This is a genomic window from Kribbella monticola (genome assembly GCF_003261635.1).
Classification (GTDB): domain Bacteria; phylum Actinomycetota; class Actinomycetes; order Propionibacteriales; family Kribbellaceae; genus Kribbella; species Kribbella monticola.
In genome coordinates this window covers 238557-262340 of record NZ_QFXK01000010.1, presented here as the reverse complement: position 1 = coordinate 262340, position 23784 = coordinate 238557, and the positions used below count along the sequence as shown (strand labels likewise).

The 23784-nt window shown below is 65.7% G+C and carries 16 protein-coding genes, 1 tRNA gene and 1 pseudogene; 9 read left to right on the top strand and 9 right to left on the bottom strand.

Annotated elements, in window-relative coordinates; genetic code table 11:
• Positions 1 to 11 precede the first annotated feature (11 nt).
• Entirely contained in the window at positions 12 to 875 is an 864-nt protein-coding gene (locus DIZ26_RS07205; protein WP_112238900.1) for a LysR family transcriptional regulator, read from the top strand.
• Between the two features lie 18 nt (positions 876 to 893).
• A complete protein-coding gene (locus DIZ26_RS07200; protein WP_157979632.1) occupies positions 894 to 1478 on the top strand; it encodes a hypothetical protein in 585 nt (194 codons plus the stop codon).
• Between the two features lie 84 nt (positions 1479 to 1562).
• Here the strand turns inward: DIZ26_RS07200 and DIZ26_RS07195 are convergent, their stop codons facing one another.
• Positions 1563 to 2891, bottom strand: coding sequence for a M20/M25/M40 family metallo-hydrolase (locus tag DIZ26_RS07195; protein WP_112238898.1), 1329 nt, complete (start codon positions 2889 to 2891; stop codon positions 1563 to 1565).
• A gap of 26 nt (positions 2892 to 2917) precedes the next feature.
• Positions 2918 to 3406 carry a VOC family protein gene (locus DIZ26_RS07190; RefSeq protein WP_112239118.1) on the bottom strand — a complete coding sequence of 163 codons (489 nt, stop codon included), beginning with the start codon at positions 3404 to 3406 and terminating at the stop codon, positions 2918 to 2920.
• A gap of 163 nt (positions 3407 to 3569) precedes the next feature.
• Between DIZ26_RS07190 and DIZ26_RS07185 the strand changes: the two genes are divergently transcribed.
• Positions 3570 to 3658: transfer RNA gene (locus DIZ26_RS07185), tRNA-Leu, on the top strand.
• Here the strand turns inward: DIZ26_RS07185 and DIZ26_RS07180 are convergent.
• The 3 genes from DIZ26_RS07180 to DIZ26_RS07170 all read right to left on the bottom strand — a co-directional run bounded on the left by DIZ26_RS07180 (position 3637) and on the right by DIZ26_RS07170 (position 6701).
• A complete protein-coding gene (locus tag DIZ26_RS07180; RefSeq protein WP_198675962.1) occupies positions 3637 to 5406 on the bottom strand; it encodes a recombinase family protein in 1770 nt (589 codons plus the stop codon). The genes DIZ26_RS07185 and DIZ26_RS07180 overlap by 22 nt on opposite strands.
• 673 nt (positions 5407 to 6079) lie before the next feature.
• Positions 6080 to 6208 (bottom strand): hypothetical protein, encoded by a 129-nt coding sequence (locus DIZ26_RS38570; protein WP_269815375.1) that lies wholly within the window; start codon positions 6206 to 6208, stop codon positions 6080 to 6082.
• A gap of 181 nt (positions 6209 to 6389) precedes the next feature.
• Positions 6390 to 6701: a hypothetical protein gene (locus tag DIZ26_RS07170; RefSeq protein ID WP_157979631.1), complete on the bottom strand. Its 312-nt coding sequence runs from the start codon at positions 6699 to 6701 to the stop codon at positions 6390 to 6392.
• A 51-nt stretch (positions 6702 to 6752) separates the two neighbouring features.
• Here DIZ26_RS07170 and DIZ26_RS07165 point away from each other — a divergent pair, with 51 nt between their 5' ends.
• Positions 6753 to 7106 (top strand): alpha/beta fold hydrolase, encoded by a 354-nt coding sequence (locus tag DIZ26_RS07165; protein ID WP_198675961.1) that lies wholly within the window; start codon positions 6753 to 6755, stop codon positions 7104 to 7106.
• Positions 7107 to 7510: 404 nt separating this feature from the next.
• On the opposite strand, the gene DIZ26_RS07160 is transcribed toward DIZ26_RS07165, so the two are convergent.
• Together DIZ26_RS07160 and DIZ26_RS07155 are read right to left on the bottom strand one after the other, a co-directional pair.
• A complete protein-coding gene (locus tag DIZ26_RS07160; protein ID WP_112238895.1) occupies positions 7511 to 8842 on the bottom strand; it encodes a hypothetical protein in 1332 nt (443 codons plus the stop codon).
• 74 nt (positions 8843 to 8916) lie between these two features.
• Complete coding sequence (locus DIZ26_RS07155) at positions 8917 to 10140, bottom strand: ricin-type beta-trefoil lectin domain protein (protein ID WP_112238894.1); 1224 nt, start codon at positions 10138 to 10140, stop codon at positions 8917 to 8919.
• A 200-nt stretch (positions 10141 to 10340) separates the two neighbouring features.
• Here DIZ26_RS07155 and DIZ26_RS38790 point away from each other — a divergent pair.
• Positions 10341 to 10586: pseudogene (locus DIZ26_RS38790) on the top strand (helix-turn-helix domain-containing protein); the annotation flags it as partial.
• Positions 10587 to 10832: 246 nt separating this feature from the next.
• Positions 10833 to 11213, top strand: a complete 381-nt coding sequence (locus DIZ26_RS07150) for a hypothetical protein (protein ID WP_112238893.1) — start codon at positions 10833 to 10835, stop codon at positions 11211 to 11213.
• A 381-nt stretch (positions 11214 to 11594) separates the two neighbouring features.
• On the opposite strand, the gene DIZ26_RS38785 is transcribed toward DIZ26_RS07150, so the two are convergent.
• Entirely contained in the window at positions 11595 to 12293 is a 699-nt protein-coding gene (locus DIZ26_RS38785) for a sigma factor-like helix-turn-helix DNA-binding protein (RefSeq protein ID WP_112238892.1), read from the bottom strand.
• A 152-nt stretch (positions 12294 to 12445) separates the two neighbouring features.
• Here DIZ26_RS38785 and DIZ26_RS07140 point away from each other — a divergent pair, with 152 nt between their 5' ends.
• A complete protein-coding gene (locus DIZ26_RS07140) occupies positions 12446 to 13225 on the top strand; it encodes a hypothetical protein (RefSeq protein WP_157979629.1) in 780 nt (259 codons plus the stop codon).
• Here DIZ26_RS07140 and DIZ26_RS07135 read toward each other — a convergent pair.
• A complete protein-coding gene (locus DIZ26_RS07135; protein ID WP_112238890.1) occupies positions 13222 to 14274 on the bottom strand; it encodes a zinc metalloprotease in 1053 nt (350 codons plus the stop codon). The two genes, DIZ26_RS07140 and DIZ26_RS07135, sit on opposite strands and share 4 nt — an antisense overlap.
• Before the next feature lie 83 nt (positions 14275 to 14357).
• On the opposite strand from DIZ26_RS07135, the gene DIZ26_RS07130 reads away from it, so the two are divergent.
• Positions 14358 to 16595 carry a CHAT domain-containing protein gene (locus DIZ26_RS07130; RefSeq protein WP_112238889.1) on the top strand — a complete coding sequence of 746 codons (2238 nt, stop codon included), beginning with the start codon at positions 14358 to 14360 and terminating at the stop codon, positions 16593 to 16595.
• The gene (locus DIZ26_RS07125; RefSeq protein WP_112238888.1) at positions 16592 to 23125 is read left to right on the top strand and encodes an ATP-binding protein; all 6534 of its coding nucleotides are present in this window, start codon (positions 16592 to 16594) and stop codon (positions 23123 to 23125) included. The genes DIZ26_RS07130 and DIZ26_RS07125 overlap by 4 nt, the downstream gene beginning before the upstream one ends.
• The last annotated feature ends 659 nt before the right edge of the window (positions 23126 to 23784 follow it).

Below are 23784 nucleotides of genomic sequence, written 5' to 3'. Positions count from 1 at the left end.
AGCCTGTCCCTATGGCCTCATCACCTTCGGTCGATGATCTCCGGCTGGTTCTGACCATCGTCGGCACGGGCTCACTCGGTACGGCGGCGCGCGAACTGCGCATCTCCCAGCCGTCGGCATCCCAGCGCTTGGCCCGGCTGGAGCGCGCTTGCGACACCCAGTTGTTCACACGCGACACCCGCGGCGCCCGGCCAACTGCCGCCGGTCGCGAACTGGCCCGCCGCGCCGAACACATCCTCGGTCACCTCGACGAGGTGTACCCGGCCACCCGCGCCGCCTCGGCCGGCGACCGGCTCGTCGTCGGCACCTTCGTGAGCCTTGCCCCGATCCTCTTCCCGGTGCTCGACGCCGAACTCCCCGACGTCACCATCGACCAACAGGTCGACCACGGGCAGCACCTGGCGCAACTAGTTGCCGAGGGCACCATGGCCGCCGCCTTCATCGCCATCGCCGACCAGATGGTCCTCCCTCGCGGTACCACCGCCCGTACCGTCGGTCGCGACGAACTCGTCCTCTTCGTCCCGGTCGACGTTCCCCTGCCCGGCAAGGGGCGCCAGCCGCTGAGAGAGCGCGATCTCCCGTTCTCGACGTACGACCGAAGCGGCGACGCGATCCGCGCGCGCCTGATCGCACTGGGCGCCACAGCCCGTCGCGGTGTCACCCTGGGCACCACCGTCGCCATGGCCCGTCGCCGGTCCCAGTTGGCTCTGGTACCCCGCAGCGCCCTGTCCCACGAGCTCCGCCCCGGCGAACAGCTCGTCCCGGCCCCGTTCCGGCATCGCCTCACGCTGAGCATGGTCACCGCGACCACCGCACCGCCCGCCCTGGTCCGCCTACTCCCCCGCCTCCGCGAGGCTCTCCACCTAACCCGCTGACCAGCTAGCGTTTGGGCCGTGAGTAGCTACTCAGGCCCGCCGGGACCGCCGCCCGCCCAGCCTCCCCAGCAGCCTCCCCGGCCGAAGCGAACCCTCATACGGCTCGCCATCGTGTCCTTCGTGCTCGGCCTCGCGGTGAGCTCGATCTTCATCTGGCGCCTGGTACAGAACATCCCCGGCGAGCCCGCCGCGATTGCCGACGGCCCCGTCCGGCTGCAGCGAGACGGCCTGACCGTCTTCGCCTCATCCCCCGTGCCGACGAACTTCTGCACAGCAAAGGACGAGCACGGCGCCGACATCCCCCTGCAAGCCCCGAAGCGATCCGAGAAGTGGCCCGCCGCGACCCACACGTACTACGTCGTCGCGCACTCAACGGCCAAGATCCCGCCCCAGACCGTGACGGTCACCTGCACGGATGCGACCCAGCGGACGTACTACGTCGGCCAGCGCCACACCATGGGCACCTACCTGACTCCGGCTCTCACCGCCGTCGGCACTTTCGCGCTCTTCTTCATCATCGGCATCGCGCTCATCATCGCCGACACCATGAAGCGGAAGCGCACAACCCAGCCCCACCCCTACCCGCCGCGCCCCACGACGTAGCCGCAGCCCGCCACCTCCCCGACCTCAGGCGGCGGCGGGCTCGCAGTACGGGACTCAGGCCTCGGCGAAGAAGCAGTACCAGACTCAGGCCTCGGCGAAGAAGCGGTCGAGAACTCGGGAGCCGAACTCGAGTGAGCTGGTCGGGACGCGCTCGTCGATCCCGTGGAACATCCCCATGAAGTCGAGGTCCGGCGGCAGCTGCAGCGGTACGAAACCGAAGCAGCGAACGCCCAGCCGGCTCCACGACTTCGCATCGGTACCGCCCGACATCAGCAGCGGCGCCGTCCGGCTCTGCGGGTCCTCGGCCGCCAGGCATGCCTTCATCGCCTCGACCAGCCCGCCGCTGAACTCCGTCTCCAGCGCGATGTCCTCGATCACCGTCTCGCGCTGCACCTTGTCGCCCAGCAGCTCATCGATCGTGGCGAAGAACTCGTCCTCGTACCCCGGGAGGAACCGCCCGTCGACATGCGCCTCCGCGTCGCCCGGGATCACGTTCACCTTATAGCCGGCGTTCAGCATCGTCGGGTTCGCCGTGTTCCGGATCGTCGCGCCGAACATCCGGCTGAAGCTGCCGAGCTTGGCCAGCGTCGTGGTCATGTCCTCCGGATCGAGCTCGGTCCCGAGCACGTCCTCCAACGACTTGAGGAATTCCTTGACCGTCGGCGTGAGCCGCAACGGCCACTGGTGGTTGCCGATCCGGGTGACCGCCTCGACGAGGTTCGTCACCGCGTTGTCGTTGTTCACCATCGACCCGTGACCCGCCGTACCGCGAGCCTTCAGGCGCATCCAGTTCATGCCCTTCTCGGCGGTCTCGATCAGGTACAGCCGCAGATCGTCCTTCACCGTCAGCGAGAACCCGCCGACCTCGCCGATCCCTTCGGTGCAGTCGGCAACGGTCTCCGGGTGATTGTTGATCAGCCACTGCGCGCCGTACAGGCCGCCGGCCTCCTCGTCGGCCGTGAACACCAGCCTGACCGGCCGCCGCGGCTTCACCCCGGCCCGCTGCCGGGCCCGGACCACCGACAGCACCATCGCATCGAAGTCCTTCATGTCGACGGCCCCGCGCCCCCACACGCACCCGTCGAAGATCTCACCGGCGAACGGATCGACCTTCCAGTCCTTCGGATCAGCCGGTACGACGTCCAGGTGCCCATGCACGAGCAACGGATCCGCCGACTGATCTTCACCCTCCCAATGCGCCACGAGCGTCGCGCGCCCCGGCTCCGACTCGTAGATCGTCGACTCGATCCCGACCTCGTCGAGCTTGGCCGCCACGTACTCCGCGGCGTCGCGCTCCCCGTTGCTCTTGCCGTTGCCGTAGTTCGTCGTGTCGAACCGGATCAGCTCGGAACACAGATCCACCACCTCGGCGTCGGGCACGTACGGACGGTCGCTGGGAGTCGGCATAGTCATACCGCCATCCTCGCGCACCGCCCCGGTCAGAGCACGCTGAGCCCGTACATCTCCCCCAACGGATCCGAGATCAACTCGATCCGCGCACCATCGGGGTCCCGGAAGTAGATCGACGTACCGCTCTCTTCCAGATACTCCACCCCCGCCGCATCCAGATTCCCCTTCAACCGCTCCCAGTTGTCCGGCTCGACCGAGATCGCGAGATGGTGCAGCCCACCGAGCACTTCGGCGTACGGCCCGAGTTCGAGCCCCGGGAAGTCGAAGAACGCCAGCAGGTTCCCGTTCCCGATGTCGAAGAAGAAGTGGTTCGACCCCTCGTAGTCCCGGTTCCCCACGATCTCGGTCAACGGAAACTCCAACACCCCTTGGTAGAACCTGATCGTCCGCTCCACGTCGGCACACAACAACGCCGTGTGATGCAACCCCCGCGCCGACGAGGACCGCCCACCCTCCAGATACTCCCCCCGAATCCGCTCCCGCTCAGCCTCGATAGCTGCCAGATCAACCTCTCCCACGACCCCCACCCCTCTCCCGTCAACCACCGCCAACCCCTGTCCTTCAACATCAAACCACCGTCCCCCGCCGCCCACGACCGCCCCACCAACCCCGATGTGAATTCCCCCCATGTTCTTTGCTACTGTTCTCCGGTCAGCACCGCTCCGGCGGCGCAGACCACTCGTCCGGGTGGCGGAATAGGCAGACGCGCTAGCTTGAGGTGCTAGTGCCCTTTACGGGGCGTGGGGGTTCAAGTCCCCCCTCGGACACCAACCTTATGCACACGCGGGACAGGGCTGATGGACACGTCGGCGGCCCGTATCAGGTGGTCGTAAACGACCGCGACTCGTAGACCTTGATAAAGCTCCACTAGACGGTCACGAGTCGCCTCCCTGAGAGCCTCCGCCATATCGCCCAGCCCCAACACGGCTTCGCGGTAGTCGTCGGCACTCAGCCGCTGCGCCGGCTCCAGCGCATTCAGCCCAGCCTCGGCCGCCCGCTTCTCCATCACGGCCGCGTTGAACTGAGCGGTCAGCTCGCTCGGATCCCAGCCGGCCTCCATAGCGCGCTGAAGCCGCGCCATCGCAGACTCCGCGGCCTCGATCCGCTCCCGCAACCTGGTCTCAGCCTCCTCAGTCGTATCTGGGCCTTCTTGAGCACCGGCCATGAGAGCAACGGTTTCATCAAGATTGTCCGGACTGAACAGCCGGGAGACCCAGCCGTTGACCGCATCAGCGAGCCGGTCTTCACGCAGGTACACCGTCGGCGGATGGTCCATGGCACTCCTCGATCCCGGTACCAACGTCCGGGCCGCACACCGATAGAAGATCGCGTGCTTACGCCGAGCCCCTTCCATCTTCCGCCCACAGCAAGCGCATCGGATCGCGCCGCGAAACAGATAGTCAGCCTTCGGACCGACCTTCGTGCGCTCCTGCGACGCCCGCGGAACCCGCCCCGGTCCCCGCCGAGCCCGCATCTCCAACTGAACACTCGTGAAGTCCTCAACCGACACGATCGCCGGATGCGCAGGCTCCCGAGATCGAACAACCTTCGACTGCGCCGACCGCCGAAACCGCACCACATGCCCGGCCGCAACGTCATCCGGATCAAGCAGCTCCTCAACCTTGTGAGACCGCCCATAGATCGCGTACCCGGTGTAGCGCGGATTCTCGAGGATCGTCTTCACCGTCGTGAACTGCCAACCATCGCCACTCCGATGCCGGTTCTGCTCAGGCGTATGCGCCGACGGACACAACACCCCCTCGACATTGAGCGTCGCCGCAATCGCCTTGATCCCCAGACCCTCGAGATACATCCCAAAGATCCTCTGCACCACCGGCGCCGCGACCTCATCAACCGCAAGGACCCGCAGCCGGTACCCCTCCTGAGCCTTCCGCGGATTCGGATGGGGCCCCGCGTCGACCACCACATACCCGTACGGCGCCCGCCCACCCTGGTGCTTCCCATCAATCAGCACCTGCGCAGCCATCGCCGCCCTCACCCGCCGCTGCACATGCTGCCGCTCACTCTTCGACAACCCGCCGGTGATCGTCATCGCCATGTCATGCACCGTGTTCTCAGGGTCGAACCGACCACCAAGGCTCGGGATCCACAATGACGCCCCAAACCGATCGAACTTCGGCCACGTCAAACTGAACTGATTCCCAAACCAACACCGCGTCGCCTCCCCCACCACCAGCCCGTCCCAGCCGCGGTTCGGATCCTTCAGCGCCCCCAGAATCAGGCTCGCCTGCTCCCGACGCTCCCACGGCAACGACCGCGACTGCCCAATATCGAAGTACTCAGCAACGATCTCCCCACCCAACGGCTCAACAAATCGTTGAGCCTCCCCCATCTGCCACGCCTTTGAAGTCCTCGGATCCTGGTTGTCCTCCGTCGAGCACCGCCCGTAAAACGCCAGCCTGCCGATCCCACGACCTTCCGCGGGTGCAGCGGCCAATGCCTCCATCCCAAGCAACTCATCAAGAGCCGCCCACTGATCCTGCTGCTCGGCACTCAAGACGCTCGCCCCTCCGACTGGCAGCCGGGACCCTCACCGGCCCGCTTCCGTGCCACTTCTACAACAATCCTGCCCAGCACGCGAGCGGCCTGTGGATAGAGCACGGGCAACACTTCCGGGACCCGCACCCGCAGCTCCGGATCATCGGCCGACACCTCATCGCTCCGCCTCGACGTCGGTTCGCTTCCCATGCTCGATCAACGTCCGGAAATACGGGCTTTCAGCAACAGCTGATCCCCCTGCCACCGGTGACGACCTCCCTGGCTGGTCGCCTCACAGCAAGACTTGCCATCGCTTCTCATCGAAGTTCGGCTTCCATTTGAAGTCGGCCACTGGACCATGGATTCAAAGATGTCGAGGATCTTCCCGGTACGGGCGAGGGCAGATCGGCTTCCGCCCCCATCCGCCCTCTGACCTGCACGTTTGTCCGCATCCGTTCTCAACCCTAAACACCGTTTGCCGAGTCCCACGCAACAGAGACGGAGCAGAATCGATGTACCCGATGCGCAAGCAGCACGGAGACGCCTCGCGCAGGACTAGGAAACGCGTCTACTGCGGCCTGTTCGGGGCCCGCCAACCTGCGGACCGCTATCGGGAAGGCACCGACACGGCCAACGAAGCAGTCGACCGCGTCAGCCCCACAGGCTGACATACGATCTGTTATCGGCAACCTCTAATCGAGAGCTCGGCGGAGGGCAGCAGCGTGCTCCGCAGTGAGTACGAACTGGATGTGATCGCCTTCCTGGGGCGCTCGCATGTGCGGGCCGACGAAGGCGTCAATGAGGTACTCGCCGTCAGACATGCGGCTGAGGCTAAGAATTCCTGACACAACGGCAGGGTCACCATTGATGCTGGTCACCGGCCACGCGTTCTCGATGACAACAAGCTCTTCAGAGGCCATGGCGCGAAGCTAGCGGACCTCTAGCGCCAATGCCCATAGGAACTATCATCGGCGTGGCAACCCGCCCTGATCGGCGGCTCGATCACTCACGGGCTTTGATCGCCTGGAGGTACTGGATGCCGCCTTGGTTGACCGCGTCGGTCGCAAGGTCTCGGACCTGATCGAGGAAGTCGGACTCGCCGACGTCAGTCCGGACACTTGCCATCACCGGGGCGTAGCGATGCAAAGGTATCGAACCTCCGTCGTACGGGTATCCGACGTTGTCGATGGTTTCGATGATGAGCGGCTCGTCACCCGTCCACTCGACTCCCATCTTCACCTCGTAGTCGCGCGTGCCGTGGTGCTCGGCCGAACTGCGAAGGAGTGCCATCAGCGACGCCGTGAAGCGCTCCATTCGGTCGGAGCGCAGTCGACTTGCCGGTGCGAATTCGTCGCGCATCATGAGGTGGCCGCCGACATCTCAGCAGCACGCAGCTCATCGTTCTGGCCCGGGCTCGAAGCGCTCGCTCTCACCCTGGCGTACGACGCAGCGTGCCTCGGGAACGGACGGCCACCGGTCGACCGCCTGGGCCGCATCACACAACCGGTCCTCGTGGCGACCGGCGGACGACCCGACCCACACCTCGAAGGTCTGGCGCCCGGCTTCTTCGACGACGCCGCCGCGATCACAGCAGCCCTACCCAACGCCGTGCGCCGAATCATCGACGGCGAAACCCACATCGCCGACCCACAGTCGTTCGCGACCGTCCTCGAACAGTTCTTCACCTCAAGCCGAGACTTCCGCCAGCCGTCGCTGTAGCTGCTGCGCCCTTAGTCGCCATGCCGACCGCGACTTGAGTGGTTCACGGAAGGTAGCCAGTTACCTGCTGCGCACGCTGAGGAACTGCTGAATCTTGGCGAGTCCACCTACCGGCATTCGCCGACATCGGCGCTACCCCGTCTACCTCCCACGATCACTTGTCCAACGTGCGCAGGCCGAGTGGCGGGCGTAGCGCTTGGAGCGCGGGTTGCTAGAAGCACGTCGCTTCTTCCGACGCGGTTCGCCGACCAGCTGCACCGACCGGTGCCCGATTCCGCGGTGGCCTCGTTGCCTGCTCTGTGGTGACCTGGTGTCTGGGGATGACTTAACCGCGTCTGAGCCGCCGAAGGCTGTGGTTCCGGGCGCGTCGTCTGCATCCGGAACCACAGTCTTCGCGGATCTGATCAGAAGTCGGCCGCGCCCGTCGGGTTGCCGATGAATGGGGCGTCACCGTAGGCGTAGTGCTGACCGGTCTTGCTCACCATGACGTAGCCGCTGCCCGGTGTGTGGCTGATGTCGCTGATCTCGCTTGAGATACCAGCGGGTGAGCCACCCTTGTATTGCGCGTCGCCGTACGCGTAGACCTGGCCGGCCTTCGAGACCAGGACGTAGCCGAGCCCCGTCGGTGTAGGTGACATGGCCACGATCGCACGGCTGAAGCCGGTGGGGCTTCCTCCGTAGTACGTGGCATCGCCGTATGCGTAAACCTGACCCAGCGAGGTCAGTAGCCAATAGCCGTGGCCGGACGGGGTCATCTCGATGTCTACGAACGGCGCGCCGTACCCGGTGGGGCTTCCGCCGTAGTAGCCGGCATCACCGTAGGCATACACCTGGCCGCTGGCGCTCACCATGGCGTACCCCTGGCCGGACGGTGTGGCTGCCAGTGCAACGAGGTCGCCAGTGTGGCCGGAGCCGCCACCACCTAGATAGGGCGCGTTGCCGTAGGCGTAGATGTTGCCTGTCTGCGACAGCAGCCAGTATCCGTTGTCGCCTGTGGTGACCTTGGCGTCGGTGATGTGGTCGGCGCCAAGGGCCGGTGAGCCGCCCAGATAGCGCGAGTTCCAGGCGTACACCTGTCCGAGGCGACTGACGTCCATGTACGCCGCGGAGCCGATCATCCGAGTGCCACCGCCATTGTCCACGGTTTCGACCTGCGGGCTCGAGGTGATGCGGTTGTAGCGCCAAGAGGTGTAGCCGTTGAGCCAGGAACCGCTGGAGTCGGTGACGGTGCCGCGGGCGGTATTGGCCTCATGCCAGACCGTGAAGGTCGTGTGCGACGAATCCTTCCAGCCGGCGAACAGCACCATGTGCGAGGTCCCGTCGGGAGAGATCAGCGCGTCGCCCGGCTGCAGATCGGCCCGACTGGCCAGCTTCGTTGCATACGAGGGGAACTGGCTGACGACGAGGGACGTGGACAGTCCCCAGGCCATGGAGACGTACCCCGAGCAGTCCTGGCGGTACGACTTACCTGCGTACTCGGCATCGGTGTAGCACGAGCCCTGGTTGTACGGAACGTGCCTGGTGAGCCAGGTATTCGCGCGGGCCATGACGTGATCCCGGGTGATGGACGGTAGCCCGACCCCTGAACAGGAAAGAGCGCTGGCAGGTGCGGCGGTGACGACCTGGCTGATCGTCACGGGGACGGCGGTCAACAGGGCGGTCACGACTACAGCCGCGATTCGGCGAGCGGCACCTTGCGGTGCGCGCTGCAAGGTGTTCGAGCGGAAGGAACGCATAACTGCTCCAGGTTTCGTATTCACTAAGGCATTGTTTGCAACATCGTCGGTTTCATTTCAGACCGCATGGACTCCTACTTCGGCACGTAGGCGGCCACCCAGTCGATTTGTACGTTGCCCGCGTCGGTGTCGGCCGGCGGTCCGCCCGCCGTACGGGTCTCGGTTTGAAGCACCCAGTGCATGTGCGTGTTCGGAATGAACGCCGGGTTGGTAGAGGTACCGATGACCGCGCCGTCGAGGATGAACCTCACCGCTTGGGGTGTCCATTCGGTGATCGCGGTGTGCCAGGTACCGTACGCGGCCTGGGTCGGGTACTTGTCCTGGTCCAGCGGGCTCCCTCTGTGATGCATGAAGGCCTCGACGTGGCCGGTGAGATCGCCTTCCGGGAAGTCGATCTCGCCGTCGGCCCATTGCTCGCTGTCCGGCCAGAGCAGCCAGGCTGTCTTGTATCCGGCGACAGGATCAGCGCGGAACCTGACGGCGTACCGGCCGTACAGAAGACCGCCACCTGAACCGGTCGCGCCCTGGATCTTCGGCACCGGCGCCGAGACCATGTGGATGCCGTTCTCGGTGTGGAGGTACAGGTTCATCAGTCCGCCGGACTGAGTGATGACCTTGGATGGGTAGTAGGTGCCGTTCTTGCTGGTGTCCTTCCATCCGTCCGGATAGGCGCCCCACTTGGCGGAAACCGCGGCAGGGAACTGACCTAGGGGCACGGTGGTGGCGAAATTGTCGGTGAAGACCTGACGCCAGCCCGGCAGGTCTCCGATCGGCATGGATTGGCCTGAGGAGTCGCTGGGATTTGGCACACTCCACAACTGGGCAGGGCCGGCGTCGCAGGTGTAGACCCAAATGGGATTGCCGTCCGCAGTGCCGCTGTTTTTGGAAGCCAGACACAGCCCGGAGTTCGGATTGACGACGGTTCCGTTTGATCTGATGGTCCAGAGTTGGGCCGGTCCACGATCGCAGGCATAAAGCCAGACGGGTGTGGTCGCGGTGGTGCCCGCGCCTTTGACCGCCAGGCAGTAGTTCCCAGCCCGGATCGTGCCGTCTCCCGGCAAGCTCCATTGCTGACTGGACTGACCGTTGCAACTCCAGAGCACGATGGGATTGCCGTTGACCAGACGTCCACCACTGTTGTCGAGGCACTTGCCCCCGATGCCCTGGACAGGTCCGGTCAAGGTCGTGATCGCCGTCGCCGGATCTGAACCGACGAGGGTTGCGAGGAGGAGTACAGGCGCCAGGATGAAGCTCAGCGAGATACCTCTGTTTCGCCGTCGCCGCTCTCTGTTGGTCATGCGTCACCTTCCTGGTCGAACTGAACCGGAAGCCGGGGTCCTCTGACCTGGATCAACCGGCGATAGGCCAATCTCGCCGGTCCGATCTCAGGTAATGAAGGGGTTGCGCCACGCCCGGAAACGTTCCAGCCCGTCGCGAGCGGCGATCATCGGGCAAACTGGAACGTTCAGGGAGGCGCCGATGAGATCCAAGGCCGGTCATGTCTGATCCCGAGTCCCGACGTCGCCAGCCGGGTCCGCTCGGAGCCCTCCCCCTTGATCTCCCACCCGAGCGTCTGGCACTCGCTGCGGAACTTCGGCGAGGGCGCGACCTGGCGAACGCGAACCTCCAGGACCTCGCTCACTCGATGTACTCGTCAAAGGCCTCAATCAGCAGATGGCTCAGCGGACGAAGCCTTCCAACCCGGGAGCAGGCTCGCGATTGGGCCGAGCGCTGCGGAACCGACCCGGAGATCATGCTCGAACTGTGGGAACGGGCGAACGCCCCCGCCGGTCCCTCTGGAGCCACGGCGGTGAGCCGGGCCGATGCAGGAGCGGCTGAAGGCGCGGCCGGTGGCGAGGACGCAATTCCCATTTCTCGCCAGGTTCGTCGCAGGCAGCACCGACGTAGCTGGCTAGCGGCCTCGACGGGGCTGGTGTTGCTCTTCGGCGGTGCGCTGGCGATTGTGCTACCAGCTGCGAGCAGGTGCCGAATGGATCATCCGGTGGCGCTGCACGTCCCCGTCAAGAGTGGCCGGAATATGGGCATCACGGCCAAGGCGGACTGTGGTTTCGCCGGCAAGCGCACCTACATTCTCATTGAGGAGTTGCCGGAGGTCGATCCCAAGAATCCGCACCCCGTGTACTTTGCGAAGGTGCAGCTTCCCCGGCTGAAGACCGACGAGACAACTTCGCATCAGCTCCTTCTGGAGGAGCCGGTAGGGACCAAGGCCAAGTTCTACGTGATCAGCGTCGACGCCGGTGGCGCGCAAGCCATGGAGCAGAACAAGGTAGCCGACGAAGGACTCCTGCAGCTCCCCAGCGGAACGCGACAGGAGTCGGACACGATCTGGCATGTCAAGGAATGGGAATAGCCAGCAGCACACGGCGGGTCTTTTTGGTCGCCCTGTGGGTTCGATTCCAGCTTCGACGAATGCCGTGATCAACAATCATTCCTCACCGCGAGCTGCACCGAGCGACCCGTACAACCCGTCGACTGGCGCTGGGCCAAACTCACTACTTCTACCGGACTTCCAGCTTCCTCCGGCGAGCGCGATAGGCAGCTTGCCTGCAGGCGCCTGAGCAATAGGTCGCTGGGCGGCCGGTCCACTCTGGCGGCACCGTAGAGATGCAAGCACCGCAGATGCGTTGTGTGGGTCGAGCCGGCTCGCGCCACCCATGCCGGTGGCAGAAGAGCAGCAGCCCGGGATCCGTGTCGGGCGCACTCTGCCCGGTCTTCTCGTAGAAGCGTCGAATCACACGGTCCTGGATATGCGCAGGATTTGAAGGCCGTCCTCCAGCAGCGAGTCGCGGACGGCTTGGGAGAAGGCCGGATGGCAAAGCGTAGCGAGTGCTTTTCGCTCGATCTCAAGTATTCGCTCACGTGTTACTCCGAAAGGTTCAGCGATCTCGGCCGCCGTTCTCGGCTGTTGATCGAAAAGTCCAACCCGAAGGGCCAGAACCTTGCCCGGGCCCCGTTGCGGGGCCTGGGCGCTTGCGCCAGCCGCGGCTGTTTTGACTGTTGCGGCTCGAGCTGAGCCGCGATCCTCGGTCACCGGAGACAGCTGGAGGGCTGTCCATGCGCTCGCTAGTTGCTCGAGGCGTCGCCGGCGCACGGTCCACAGTTGGGTGCAGGCACCACTCCGCACCCACGGCTCGCTGGCCTCCTTCCCCACCTTCGCACCACCCCTTATCTCACTGCGGTCCGCCGCTCCGGATTTGCTGAATAGCCGGCAGGGAATGCCCAGCCGAAACACTTTCCAACATTTGCACTCGGCGACGGCCCGGAAATCCACTGTCTCCTTCCGGTCACGGATGTCGACACGGTCGTGATGCAGACATACACTCGCCGTGGGGGTGGGGAAGTGCTGACAGATCGCATAGATCTGCCTGGCAGAAAGCCGGCGAGGTTGACCGCAGGCATGGGGGTGTGCCACGCGGTCGCGATGCACCATGGCCTGAAACGGCAACGGCTCGCGAAGCGATCGCCGGCTGCCGCGACCGCAAATGGTTTCCGCTTTCTCCTCGAACTTCGCCGGAATTCTTCCAGCAGGATCGGGTTTCGGCCATTCCCTAGCGGTGCACGTCAACGGCGAGGAGAACAGTGATGTCAACTATCGAGGACTTGTATACGTCCACCATGCTGAAACAGACCGGCTACCTGGCCACCTGGCTGCCGGGGACGGGCCTGAAGCTCGGACTGATCGGCGAATTGCAGGGCAAGACTTTCGTCCCGAAGTCGTCGATCAAGACCCTCGGTGTTGAGTTCAAGAAGGCCAAGGATCCCGCCGCGACAAAGTCGATGCAGTTCAAGTCGTCCGACGAGATCCAGGTCGACACCAAGCTGTCCGGGAGCGTCTCGACCCAGGTCCCTTCGCTCCCGAAGGCCAAGGCCGGCGCGGCCGTCTCCTTTGGCCGGGACGCGGGCGTCGTGTTCTCAGCCCGCGGCGTCGTTGGATCGCGGATCGAAGACATCATCGCCCTCGAAGACGCGATCTGGGATCTCTGGGACCGCTACCTGTGGGATCCGGACTGGGTCGTGATCGTCGAACTCGTCACGACCGAGCGGGCGACCGTGCTCGTCTCCCAGGGCGGCTATGCCAAGGTCGAACTAGAGGCATCGGCCGACGCGGCCGTCGGGCCGGTCGATCTTGGTGACCTGTCGGCGGACATGACGGTGGTGTCCTCGCACGGCATGCACACCCAACTAGTCGGCGACGAAGGCCTGACACCGCTGTTCCGGGCCGTCCGGGTCAAGAAGGGTTGGTTCGGCGGCGGCAAGGTCGTCGGCATCCACGACGCGGCGGAGGCGTTCGCGCCTGGAGTCGTCCCGCGACGGGGCGCGGAACGCCCGGAAGGCTCGTTCATCGAGGACGCGACGGACTAGCGACCGCTGACATGCTGGAAGGCGAGTGCATAGGCACCGGTACCGTTCGGCCGCCGGTGCCGTACCTCGACCCGGTAACTCCCCGGCATCAGGGGCAGCTCGACGCGCGAGTTGCCGCCAGGACCGCCGTCCTCGACGTCGGCGAGGGCAGCGACCGCGCCGCCGGGCCCGTATACCCGCAACCCGAGGTCAGTAAAGCCCGACGTACCGAGGACGTAGTCCCCTGGCTCATGAACCTCGAACACGAAGAGTCCGACTTCGCCAGGCCGATCGATGATCGCTTCGACGGGTTCACCATCGCACTCCAGCAAAAGCGCCGCCGGATCCGTGAGGGGATAGTGCTGACCGATAAAACTGCGGTCGAGGTCGGACAGCGCCACGTTCCAGTCGACGCTGTACTTGCCGCCGGTCAGCGCTCCCGGGATTGGATAGATCATGATCGAGGCCGGATCGAACTCCGTGGACCGGGTCTGGCTAACGGAGTACTTCTTGATCACGTTGAGGTCGACCTGCTCCGGCGTCCAGGTGTTCGGCGGGCGCGCGTAATACTGGTAGACCGCGCGCAGGTCCCAGGGTATGCCTGCCTTCGGGCTCGAATGCTCGTGCACGCACCCGAGCGTATGACCGAATTCGTGCAGGACGACCCGCCTGTACAGATCGTCAGGACTCTTGCTGGTCAGCCGGCCGAGATTCATCGTGGCCGCGTCGGCCCGTACGCCGAGCGCCTCCGTGCCGATCAACGACCATGCCGCACCGGGATCGAATGCGATGCGTACTTCGGCCACGTGCGGATCGTCAACCACCTCGAAGGTGATCCGCGCGTGCCGGGTCCACTCCTGGGCGATCGTCGCCACCTTCGCCCAGACCGCCGGATCGCCGCCGAGGAAGCCGAGCCGCAGGACGCGTCCGGCGCTCCACATCCGACCGGTTTCGATCGCCATCCGGCGCGCGTCACGGCGCCGGCCACTGGCGTCGTACTCCTCCGGGGCGTTAGCCGGGCGCTCGGCGACCGACTGCTCGGCGACCCGCAACAAGGCGTTCTCGGCCACTACTCGATCGATGCATGTACGAAGTCGGGCCATAGCGGTCAGCGTCGCACCACGGCTCCTCGTTGTACAAGGACGGACGGCTGATGGCACTGCGCTTCATCGTGACGGTGAGCCGGGACTGGGACATCGCGGTGACCTGCCCCGACCTCGCGGACTGGAAGCCCCAGACCGACGGGCCGGCCGCCCTCGGTCGCCTCGACGACGGTCGAGGCGGATACATTCCCGCACCACGCTTCGTACTTCACCAACCTGACACCGATCACCGGACACTCGCCCCCGCGGCGGACGCCGCCGACCTGATGGCCCTGTACGACGCAGTCCGAACCCGGAGGGCCACTCCGGCCGAGCTCGCGACCTTCGGCCATTACCTGTTCGACGTACTGCTCGACAACGACCGTTGGGCCGAGCTCCTGCAGCTCACGGAACAGCACCGGGAGCTGGAACTCGCGCTGGCGCTTCCGCCCGAGGACATGTTTCTCGGACGACTCAATTGGGAGCTGCTGCGGTCGGACGCGGGGTTCATCGCGGCCGGTGCGCACGGCGTACGGGTTGCCATCACCAGGCTGGTCGTGCCGCACCACCCGACCGTCCCCCAACAGCTTGACGTACCGCCGCGCGCGCTGTTCGTGATCGGTACGTCGCTGCTCGACCGCGACATCCGCCCGGCGGCCGAGCTGCACACCCTCCTCAAACTCGCCCGGGACGGTCGCGCGATGCGGTACCGGGTGTTGGAAAGGGCCAAACCTAGCGCGATCCGGAAGGCGATCAAGGACTTCCAACCGGAGATCGTCCATTACATCGCCCACGGCGGCGTCGATCCGGAGACCGGCCGGGTCTATCTGGAGCTGAACACGGACGACGACGATGCTGAGCCCAAGCGGTACGCCGAACAGATCCTCAGCGACCTGCGACAGGCGGACAAGCCGGCCACGATCGTCGTGCTGAGTGCTTGCCTGACCGGTGGCGCACCGGGGGCCGAACGGCTGTTCGGCGTCCACGAGGCCGCGCCGCTGGCTGCCGCGCTGGTCGATGGCGGTATCCCGATCGTGGTCGGCATGGCCGGCCAGGTCGCCGACATCACCAGCCGGCTGTTCGCAAGGACCTTTGGCGAGTCCCTGATGCACGGCAGGCCGTTGGTGATGGCGACGGCCGACGCCCGCGCGACCGCGTTCGCCGACCCCGCGGATCCGATGTCGACCATCGATTGGGCGTTGCCCGCAGTTTTCGTCTCCAGTTTGGTGCCTACCGGCTTCCGCCCCCTCGACGGCGAGGCGACGGCTGCTTTGTGGCGCCAGATCGAGGGCTGGATCCGGGCGTACGACGGCGGCCACAAGCCGGTCTTCTGCGGCCGGGAGGCCTTCCTTCCGATGTTCCACAACCTCTTCGGCCCTGACGCGACCAAGTTCGGGTTGGCCGTCTACACGGCGGGCGAGAACACCAGCGGTACTGGCCGGACCCGACTCCTGCGCGAGCTCGCCGCACACGCACTGCGGGACGGCCATCTGCCGATCCTCATCTCCCTGGAACGTAAGACTCCGCTGACTCCGGACGAACTCGGGCGCGCGTTCGTCCGCGAACTGTCTCGCGTCAGGGTCGACGTTCTGGAGATCGGCGAGGCTTACAGTTCTCAGCTGCGGTTGCTGAACACCGTCGGTCGCGACGGGCTCCACCGCGATGTGGCCGGCGCCCTGGACGGCGACACTGTGACGGTCCGGGCAGTAGGTCGGGCGCTGCGAATCGATCTGGCCGAGCTGCGTAAGGACGCGCGGACGCAACTCCCGTACTTTGCGAAGTCGGCGGGCCAGGTCGTCGTGCTCCTGGACGACATCGATCGGTTCGCGGAGATGGTCGACGATGTCCTCGGCGACCACGGCCTCTTTACCGTACACGGACTCGGGACTGCGGCCGATCCGGTCCCGGTGGTGCTCACCTGGACACTCGGACGTACTGGCGATCCGTGGCTGAACCGACTGGTGCCAGGTCAGCAGGCGCAGCCCTTGCTGGAGGTCGCCGAGCTGCGCCCGTTCACCGCCGGTGACGCCGAGGATCTGCTGGCCTATCAGACCGTTCTGCTCAATCCGTTCCAGCCGGCGACCGCGCCGCAGACCAACGTGCTCACTCAGGCGTGGGTCTTCAATGCGAGGACGAGCGGCGATGCGCTCGGGCGCTGCTACGCAGACCTGCGCCGTACGGTCAACGGCATCCCGCGGAACTTCCACCTGGAGGATTTCGAAGCCTGGGCCAGGGTGGCGGCCGACGACGGCGTTCTCGTGGTCGCCCGCGACGAAGACAGGATGGCAAAGATGGTGGGCGGACGATGAGCGCCGAGCGGTCGGTCCAGGACCGTCAGCGTCACATCGCTCAGGAGATCGCTGGCGAGCGCCGTACCGCGCTCGATCAGCTGGGGCGGGAGGCCGTCCTGTGGCTCGCGGTGGTGCCGTCCTGGACGCGAACGTTGGCCCGTGCCTGCGACTTTCCCTCCCCGGATATCGACCAGTTCATCGACGCGGCACAGGCGGCCGGGCTCTGCCGGATCAGCCGGGCGACCCGCAGCGACGAGTGGCAGGAACTGCGGCTGCTCGTTGCCTTAGTCCCCTACCTGTCACCGGAACTGACCGCGAGGGCGCTCGAGCTCGCGCTAGCCACCAGCGATTCGGCGGTCCGGGCCGGAGCATTGGTCGATCTCGCCCCGCGCCTGGACACCGACCAGCTGCGCCGGGCAGTCGAGGCGGCTGCAGCCGGCCACGCACTGGGCGAGCTGAGCGCGACTGCCTTGGCGGGATTGCTTCCTTGGGTCTCGGCGTCCGAACGCGAACGACTGCTACCGATGGCGATGGCGGCGGCCGCGCAGATGACGCGAGTGGACCGTAGGCCTCAGTTGATGGGCCAGCTCGCGCGGCTGGCGAACGGCGACCAAGACTTTGTCGCTGCCACGGTCGAAGCCGCGCGGGTCGTTGAGGATCCGTATGATCGGGCGACCGCCTTGGTCGCCATCGCCGACCTTCTAGATGATCCCGCGGACGTGCTGCCGCAGATCGACGACGTCAAGGATCAGGCAGAGCGAGCTGGCCTGCGCGTCGACCTTGCACCCGCTCTGACCGACCCCATTGCCACTGTTCAGCTCGCGGCCGCTGAAGCCCGCGAATGCGCCGACCCTGGTGAGCGCAGCAGACTGCTTCTTGCAGTGACCAAGGCATTGGCCGACAGGGATCTAGGAGCAGCTGCCAACGCGGCTCAGGCGATCGAGGACGACCCCACCCGGGCGCTTGCCTTCGGACATCTCGCGGTCGTTGGCACCAGACCATTGGTTGCCATTGTCATCACGAAGAAGGGTGAGCCACACAGGTCCATTTCGTTGCTCGACCGAGTACGAGGGTTCGCCGCTGCGATAGGCGATCCCGTACTCCGGGCGACGGTTCTCGCGTCGATCGTCGACGATGTCGCAGACCGCCGCGGCCCAGCTCTGTCTGAGCTTGTCCAGCAGGCAATCGCGGCCGCGGACCAACTCCCCGACGACTCCGAGCTGACTCGGCCACTGGGCATCCTTGCCCCGGCACTCGATCGGGCCGGTTTCCCGGCCGAGTCTGCGACAATGGCCGAACGTGGACTTCGGGCCGCTGAGCGGATCGTCGACCCATATCGTCGAGTTCAGGCCGGTCTGATCTTCACCCGCCACTTGTCCGAAGACCGGGCCGCTCCGGTTCTGCAGCAGTACGTGCGTGAGGTCCAGTCAGTCGACGACCTCGCAGTACGGACCGCTTTGCTTGTTCGGCTGCTGCCGCAGCTGTCCGAGTCGCAGGCCACAGACCTGGTCCAGGTGTCGGCAACTGTTGTCCGTGAGCGTGGCAGTGCCGACGCTTTCTGGATGCCGGAATCCGCCCGCGCGGATCTGCTCGGTCGGTTAGACGGCGTACAAGGGTCTTCTGAGTCCGAACTGCATAGCTTGGTCGCCACGGTCGCCGGGAAGGTCCTCGCGGTACCGGAGGATCAGCGGGCGACCGGCGCGATCCGCCGCTGGGCAGCGCTTGCGAGCCAGATCGGCAAACCCGGCGCGGCAGCAGGAGTAGGTAGGTTCCTCGACCGGCAGGTCAGTCGCGCGCTGGATGTCCAGGACCTTCCCAGTGCGGTCGAGTGGACGGATGCCGCGTCCTTGCTGGCATCGACGCTCGGCAACGAGCTGGAAGGATCCGTGCGCTACGCGCGACGCCGGATGGAGCTCGTCTATCGCCAGCGCCAGGAAGCGCGCAACACCACTCCGCTGCTCGAGCGGGTAGAGCAACTCGCCGCTTTCCAAGAGCTGCTCGACGGCGACGGCGACACCTGGGCCCTGCATTTCCTCGGTTCCGGCGGGGTGGGCAAGTCCACGCTGATCAGCCATCTCGCCCGCAATCCCGAGGTCTACGCGATGGCGGTCGGCCGCGTCGACTTCGACTACCTAACGCCAGACTATCCATTGGAACGCCCAGGGCAGCTACTCCTCGAACTGATGGCAGAGCTTCAGTTGTACGCGACTGAGGAACACCAGGAGAATATCGTCGCCGCGTTCCACAGCCACGTCCTGACCCTGCATAGCCGCTGGGCCTCGATGAATCCAGGCGATCGGCCGCCCAGGCCGATCGAAGACCCCGACTTCTTCGCCCTGCTGCAGAGCTTCTGCTCGTACCTCATCCTGTTGCAGCGCCGGGTGGTGATCTTCCTCGACACCTGCGAGGAGCTCGCCCGATGGCAGCCGGGCGACGCCTTCATGCCCCACGTCGAGGCGACGTTCACGTTAATGGAGCAGCTACGAACGATGCTGGCCGAGGCCGGGGTGGACCTGCGCGTCGTCTTCGCCGGGCGACGTCCGCTTGCCGCCGGCAACGGACCGGGCGAGGGCCGGCCGGTCTGGGCCGTCCGGCGCCGCGAAAGTGGACGCCGTCTACCCATCCGCCCGTTCCTGCGGCTGCACGAGGTGCAGGGATTCACAAGCGCCGAGGCCATCCGGTATTTGCGGGAGGTCCGTCTGCTGACCGTCTCCGAGGAACTGCTGGTCGAGATCCTGGCCCGCAGCCAGGACACCCGCAAGCGCATCATTAAGTGGCCGAAGACGCCAACGACGCCGGCCGAGCGCCGCTATCTGCCGTTCGACCTCGCCTTGTACGCCGATTGGGCGCTCGCCGACACCGGTCTGACCGCCGACATCATCAGGCGTGGTGAGGTGGATCCCTACATCGACCGCCGGATCGTCGGCCGGATCAAGTCTGCCGATGCCCGGAGCCTAGTGCCTGCTCTCGCGCTGCTCCGCCGTGCAGATGCCACCCTCCTGGAACGAGTCTACGAAGGAAGATCGGACGACTTCCGTCCTGCGTTCGAATCACTGGCCGACCAAGAATGGATCCGACGGCAGTCCAAGCCGGACTCCCCCTCGGTGGTCGAACTGCAGGTCGAGCCGAGACTGCGCGAACGGCTGCTGACGTACTACGAGAACCTCAGCCGCGTCGCTGCCCTGAACCACGCCCGGGATCTTCTCCTCGAAGAGCTCCAGAACCGCCTGGCCCGACGGAACCTCAGCCAACTCCCACCACTGCTGGTGGACGACGCCGTCCAGATGCTCGACGACTACGCCGCGACGGACCAGCTCCACGCCCTCGTGCTAGATGCTGCAGGCAAACAGCGCTGGGACTGGATCGACGCCCTGGTCCGCCAACTCCTCGGCGACGACGGCCTGATCGGCCGCCGCAAGGACCACCCAGCCCGCGCAGTCGTCGAAGCAGCCCACGCCTCCTGGCTGCTCCACGCCGGCCACACCACCGAGGCCGTGCCCTTCTGGCACGCAATACTCAGGTCCGCCGATAGCGACCCGAGCGAAGCCAGACGACAATGGCTCCGCCAGCGGGCGACCCTCGGCCTGTTCGCGGCTGGCGAGGACATCGCTCCAGAAGTAGTCCTCGACCTGCTGACGGACTTCGACTCCGCCGCGGCTGATCGCGGCGAGCCCGAGGCACTCCAACTGATAGCTTCCTACTGCGCAGCCCTCCAAGTACTAGCGGATCGGCATGACCATTCCGCCGTCGAGCCAGCGCTGCTCTGGTGTCTCAGCGTCTCCCAACTCAACATCTCACCTGTACTGAAGGCTTATGCGCTCTGCCTGGCATCCCGTTGGCAGCTCAGCGTCGAGCCGAAGGACCGTGTCTACCTGACCGGCATGGCAACCTCGGCTGCGTCAGCGCTGGAAACAACAACCGAGCAGGCTTGGCTCGACCTTGTGCTGCCGGCATCGTTGCGTGACCGGACCCGCCTTGAGCTGTTCATCCTGCTTCAACGGCCAGACGTGACAGGTCAGCCGACCTTGTTCCATACCTGGGCGGTCGAAGCCACCCGGACGATCGAAGGCGACCGACTCCGCTCGCGTTTGCTTGAAGCGCAGATCGCGCGCACCCCCGTAGATCAGGAGGTCCTTGAACAGTATGAGAACTGGGACCAGTACCTCGGCGAACAGACGCCCATGTGTGCGGCCCACCACAACACATCCCCTCTCTTCGTCACCATTGCTCACGGACTGCTGGTAAACGGCCGCTTCGAAGCTGGTCTACGAATCCTTGAAACGCGACTGCAAGCCGCATCCACCACAGACCTGGTGACGGCCCGTGCGGCGGAACTCGGCATCCTGAACGTGGTGCGCCGGATGCGGCTACCGACCCACCGCTCCCTGGTCAACCATCACGCGCGCTCGGACGATCCCGAGCTCCGAGCGGCGGCACTCGCAGTACTGGCTCTTGACCGGCCACCAGCCGCGATGCTGGAGGTGGCTCCCGATATCTGGCGTTATCAGTCGCGATTCGAACCGGGAAGCTGGAAACGGCTGCGGGCACTTGGTGAGTCGGCCGGGTGGCAGCAAGAGCGAGATCGACCAACGGCCGAGCGGCTCGACCGCTTGGAATGGCGCTCATTAAACGGTGCTGATCGCCGGTTCGACCAGATCGTGCGTGACCTGCGCGAGGTCGAGGATCCGCACGATGTCGTGCGGCTCAGCGCCTTCGATGTCGCGACTAAAAGGCGGCTACCCGACCTCGCGCCGACAGTCGGAAAGCGCCGGCTCGGCGAGATCGCGTTCGAAGAGGGCGAACTGCTGGCCCTCCGGCTACCCCACGAAGGCGGAGGACTGCTCGCCCTTGCCTCCGACCTATTGGCCGAGGCGGGAGATGAGCTCGGAGCGCGGTTGGCGAGTCTGCGCGGCGCGATCGCCCGCGCTCATACCACGTCAGGCCGGCACTTGCCGAGCGTCAATCGCGCCGAGCTCGAAGCGGTCACGCGTAAGCTGGACCAGTTCCCGGCCACCGGCTCCGGTACCCCGACCCCGTCGCGAACGGGCTGGGCGCTACGCCGGAGCGCCGCGGCTGCGTGGGCCGCGAACGGCACGGCCCCTCGGGCAAGAAGTTCGGATCCGGTCGAACTGCGCTTGGCCGGACTTGATCGGCCGCGGGCCGAACCTTCTCGATGGCCCGACCGGCTCAACGTCACCGTCGGCATCCCTGTCGCGGTCGGAATTTTCGGTCTGCTGGCTGGGCTCGTGAAGTTGCTCGTCAACTCGACCGGCACGGAGTTGTCGCTGCTCGCCTCCATCGGCATCGTGATCGGCGCTGTGTCCATCCTCGCCTCCATAGGCGCCGCTTGCTTGCGAACCTTGCGCCAGGGACTACGCGGCATCGTCGGAACGCGATCCGACGTACGGATTCAGATCCGGCCCGGCGACCCCGTCCCGGCGAGAACCGCCTGGCCGGCCGGCGTCCACGCCACGATGCGACTGCGGATCCGCCAGTCGGCGCTCGCCAAGAACGTCTCGATCGTCCAGGGACTCGCCCTGTTCATCGACTTCTACTCAGCCCTGTTCAGCCGGCGAACAGCCCGAATTCTGGAGGCCCAGACCTCAGTGGAGAAGCTTGAGGCCTGGCAGACGCCCCGGCTCGCCACCTATCCGCTCGGTCTCACAGACCTGCCGTCGGAAATCGTCGATCCGCTGAAGCACGCGCGAGCCTCGAGCACGAATGCAGTGCTGCGGGTCTATCTGGACGTCCCGCCGGAACTTGCGGGCCTTCCATGGGAGGCGGTCCTGGCTTCAGCGACGGCTGACAGGCAACGTCCAGCGCCGACGACTGCACTGCAGGTGAGTCGCATGTCGGGAGCGCTGGCCGACGTACCGGCGCCTCCCCACCATAGCGGCAAGGTCGAGATCCAGGCGCCGTCCGCATGGACCCGTGGACTGAACGACCTGTGGGCGGCGCGAAGTCTCGTCGAACCGGCTTGGCCGCACTCGACGTCTGCTCCGCGATCCGGCGGCCGTGCCGCGATCGTCCATGCCATTGGGCGACCGGTGACCTTGCGGTCCGGGTACCAACTCCAGGTTTCCGAGAAACCGGCTGTTCGGCTTGATGTCGAGACCTTGACCGCCGGCGAGGACACGGCCCTCGTAGTACTGCAGGCACCGCCGTATCTGCTCCAGAGCCGGACCGCCACCGATCGGGAGGAGATGGCCCGGTTGAAGCTGTTGGCCCATGCCGTCTTCGCCAGCGGCACCTGGGCTGTCGTCGTCGTTCCCACCCTGCCGCCACAGCTCGCCACCACCGTCGGCCAGGAGTTCGCCAAGGCAATGGAAGCTACCACAGGCCGGTTCGCCAGGTCCGTCGCGGACGTCCTGCGGCGGCTGGGTGAACGCGAGGATCCACTCGCGCGGCGGCTACGGCACGCCCAGGTCGAGGCGCAGAAGCTCATCCGGGACTGGCCCGATTGGGCTACCGATGCCGACCGTCAATTGGGCGAGGAACTCGCCAATGACCTCTGCCTGTATATCCGCGATCGGGGACCGCTTGGCTAGCCAAGCAGGATTATGCAAGGAGCCCGCATTATGCCCTACACTCCTTGCCGGTCCGTTGGTTGCCTCGAACAACCAACGAAACGCAAAGAAAGCAGCTCATGCGAGTCGCAATAGTCACCGGAGCGAGCTCCGGCATCGCTAGCAGCGCAGCCGTCGAGATCACCCGTCGCGGCGTCCGCGTCATCCCTCCCAGATTTGGCCCCGGATCCTCGATATCCAGTGTCGTGTGATGGTTTCCGGCTCCACCACCGCGTCGACGGCCGATCAGCGGCTGAGCCAGCGACAGGTAGTTGCGCTTCTCACCTGCCCTTCCGGCCAGCTCGCCCGGTCAACACCGCCGGCTCAGAGGAAGCCGAAGTGCCTGAACACCATCGACGAACAGCGCGAGATCAAGGGCAGTCCCGAAGGCTCGCTCCCGACTCGCACGCCCGCCTGGCACCGTGACGATCACGCGGTCCGTCTCGCTGTACCTCCGCAGCATTCGCGCTTGTGCTGTCGACATGGGCGAGCGGCCCGCCCGAACCAGCGTCGCGAACCCGAACCCCCGCCTCTGCAAGTGATCCGTCAGCAACGACCAACCATCAGGCGCATAACCGACCTTCACCCAAACCCAGGCGTCGCGACCTTCTCCAACCCTGCTCCCGAAGAAAGTCCACCGG

Coding starts and splice junctions, on each gene's coding strand:
- DIZ26_RS07205 (WP_112238900.1), top strand. CDS start 12: ATGGCCTCATCACCTTCGGTCGATGATCTCCGGCTGGTTCTGACCATC.
- DIZ26_RS07195 (WP_112238898.1), bottom strand. CDS start 2,891: ATGACTATGCCGACTCCCAGCGACCGTCCGTACGTGCCCGACGCCGAG.
- DIZ26_RS38570 (WP_269815375.1), bottom strand. CDS start 6,208: ATGTCTGACGGCGAGTACCTCATTGACGCCTTCGTCGGCCCGCACATG.
- DIZ26_RS07170 (WP_157979631.1), bottom strand. CDS start 6,701: ATGGAGCGCTTCACGGCGTCGCTGATGGCACTCCTTCGCAGTTCGGCC.
- DIZ26_RS07160 (WP_112238895.1), bottom strand. CDS start 8,842: ATGCGTTCCTTCCGCTCGAACACCTTGCAGCGCGCACCGCAAGGTGCC.
- DIZ26_RS07155 (WP_112238894.1), bottom strand. CDS start 10,140: ATGACCAACAGAGAGCGGCGACGGCGAAACAGAGGTATCTCGCTGAGC.
- DIZ26_RS07150 (WP_112238893.1), top strand. CDS start 10,833: ATGGATCATCCGGTGGCGCTGCACGTCCCCGTCAAGAGTGGCCGGAAT.
- DIZ26_RS38785 (WP_112238892.1), bottom strand. CDS start 12,293: ATGGTGCATCGCGACCGCGTGGCACACCCCCATGCCTGCGGTCAACCT.
- DIZ26_RS07140 (WP_157979629.1), top strand. CDS start 12,446: ATGTCAACTATCGAGGACTTGTATACGTCCACCATGCTGAAACAGACC.
- DIZ26_RS07130 (WP_112238889.1), top strand. CDS start 14,358: ATGGCACTGCGCTTCATCGTGACGGTGAGCCGGGACTGGGACATCGCG.
- DIZ26_RS07125 (WP_112238888.1), top strand. CDS start 16,592: ATGAGCGCCGAGCGGTCGGTCCAGGACCGTCAGCGTCACATCGCTCAG.